Origin of the sequence: Methanoculleus sp. UBA374, assembly GCA_002508705.1 — an archaeon.
GTDB classification, from domain to species: Archaea; Halobacteriota; Methanomicrobia; order Methanomicrobiales; family Methanoculleaceae; genus Methanoculleus; species Methanoculleus palmolei.
In genome coordinates this window covers 1-2122 of sequence record DAYL01000027.1, presented here as the reverse complement: position 1 = coordinate 2122, position 2122 = coordinate 1, and the positions used below count along the sequence as shown (strand labels likewise).

The 2122-nt window shown below is 57.5% G+C and carries 3 protein-coding genes; 2 read left to right on the top strand and 1 reads right to left on the bottom strand.

Annotated features, from left to right (window positions below; translation table 11 throughout):
• Nucleotides 1-414: 414 nt before the first annotated feature.
• The gene (locus BRA42_RS08355; protein WP_342772124.1) at nucleotides 415-828 is read right to left on the bottom strand and encodes a putative immunity protein; all 414 of its coding nucleotides are present in this window, start codon (nucleotides 826-828) and stop codon (nucleotides 415-417) included.
• Nucleotides 829-1106: 278 nt separating this feature from the next.
• Between BRA42_RS08355 and BRA42_RS08350 the strand changes: the two genes are divergently transcribed.
• Nucleotides 1107-1517, top strand: a complete 411-nt coding sequence (locus BRA42_RS08350; protein ID WP_292408569.1) for a VOC family protein — start codon at nucleotides 1107-1109, stop codon at nucleotides 1515-1517.
• 467 nt (nucleotides 1518-1984) lie between these two features.
• Nucleotides 1985-2122 (top strand): ACT domain-containing protein (locus BRA42_RS08345; RefSeq protein WP_342772126.1); only part of this gene is annotated, 138 nt, incomplete at its 3' end.

The window sequence follows — 2122 nt, the reverse complement described above, 5'->3', positions numbered from 1 at the left end:
CAGAGGTTTGACGCCAGAGATCACTCAATTTTTCACGGGGAGGCGACAAAATACTCTGAACTATAGGAATCGTCAGCCGCTGGAAACTTTTAGGATGACTTCACTAACACCTTATCAATTACTATACTTAAGCCAGACACTGTAACCGTCCCGGATAAATTCTGTGGCGTTTTATTGTCATGTTTTGCCTTCGCCTTCTCCGCCAACTCACATACCCCTGTTCTTCAGGCGCATAACTCACAACGCAGAAAGACACATCACTACAGTACGCCAAGGTCATTATCGATGAAAAGAAAGGCTCATTCCAACACCGTTTTCCCCTGCTCTCACCGTGGCAAAACTGCCTCTACACTATAATGAGCAAAAATAATATCTCAAAAACCCTCACCCGTTTGTAGTTTGATAGAAATCCCGTCACCCCTTTTTTGGATGATTATTTGGTCTCATGTTCTTCTCCCTCAGTTCCTCCGGAAGACGCCTCGCCTGCCACTCACGCTCCCCGGCAACATTAACCCCGGCATCGTCGGGGTCGGCCGCCGCGACGGCCTTAAGAGCATAGTAAGCCGCCCCGAAGGCGCGCTGGGGGACGTGGGCCACCGCCTGGCCTGCGGCACGCGCAGCAAAACAGGCCGCCTCATTCCCTTTCGCGTCGCGGGCGACAGCATGAGCCCAAGGGATGCCCCGCGGATCTCGGCCATCGATATCTGGTCCTGTCTGTTGTACTTTTTCATGGCTTCCCATCTCCCGGTACACTCGTCCGGCCGGGGCGTCAGTGCGGTCAGCATCATCCTCTGCGGCCCGTCCCGGCTCCACGCGGCGCCGGTGCAACGATAGTGAACGTAGCCGTGAATACCGCATATACACACGCCGGCCTGATGAACCCCCCGCTCCGCTCCTAACAGGAGATACCTCCGGCTTTGCTGCCCCTCCCCGCCGGTTAGGCTATGACGTAGTTCCCGGGTTAGATCTGTCTTATCCGGAGGACCCGGGAAACCCGTGCTGCGCACGGCACTATGCTGTATCACCGGAAAGATATATCCGCACCCGGAGTGAGTCAGGGTTACAAACAAACTCTTCTGCCACCTGACAGAAGGAGGATGAATCGCATGAACAAGGTAATACACTTTGAGATACACGCAGGCGACCCGAAGCGGGCGGTGAAGTTTTACCGGGACGTGTTCGGCTGGGAGATCGAAGAATGGACCATGCCTGGTGTCGAGATGAAAGATGAAAATCGGTACTGGATGGTGACGACCGGACCTGAGACCGAGCCCGGTATCAACGGCGGCCTCATCTTCCGCCAGGGCCCTGCACCTGCCGAAGGGCAGCCCGTGAACGCATACGTCTGTACGATCGGCGTTGCCGATCTGGACGGGTCCGCCGACAGGGTACTCAAAGCCGGCGGGAGCATCGCCGTCCCCAGAATGGCGGTGCCTGGCATCGGATGGCTGATGTACTGCAAGGATACCGAGGGCAACACATTCGGTATGCTACAGCCGGACGAGAACGCGCGATAACCGTTTCGGGCTCGCTCCTGCAGGGCGGTGTTGCACCAGAACCAGCAGGATAGGCCCGTATAGTTGATCAGAAGAGGTACACTCCGATTCCAGTAGCGTCACGTGTGTCGGCTACCTCCGTTGTCCGCCCGGGGCCGGTGCTTCCCGACCGGGGTTGCCGGCACCCGACTACCGGGACTTCGGCGAGAGCGGTGGCGCACCACGCCGGGTGATCGGCATCGACCCGGAACAGGTTGCACCCTGGGAGCGGCCATGTGGTTGCGTTTGCCGCAGACGATCCGCGTATTGCAGTTGCGGTGGCGCGCCCGCCCAACGATTTTCCGGAGGAGTGGAAGGCCGCTCGACGGCGAGTCTCTTTCTCACGGTGGTTCGGGGATCTGCGGTAAACAACCTCACGACGACGCTCCCGGCAAACCTTGAACCGCCGCAACATCCTACCATGATCTATACAGGGACGGGAGAAGGGCATGAGCAAGACAATCATTACCGTCGTCGGAAAGGATGCAGTGGGGATCATCGCGAAGGTCTGTACGTATCTTGCCGATAACCGGGCCAATGTCGAGGACATCTCGCAGACGATCGTACAGGGGTACTTCAATATGATG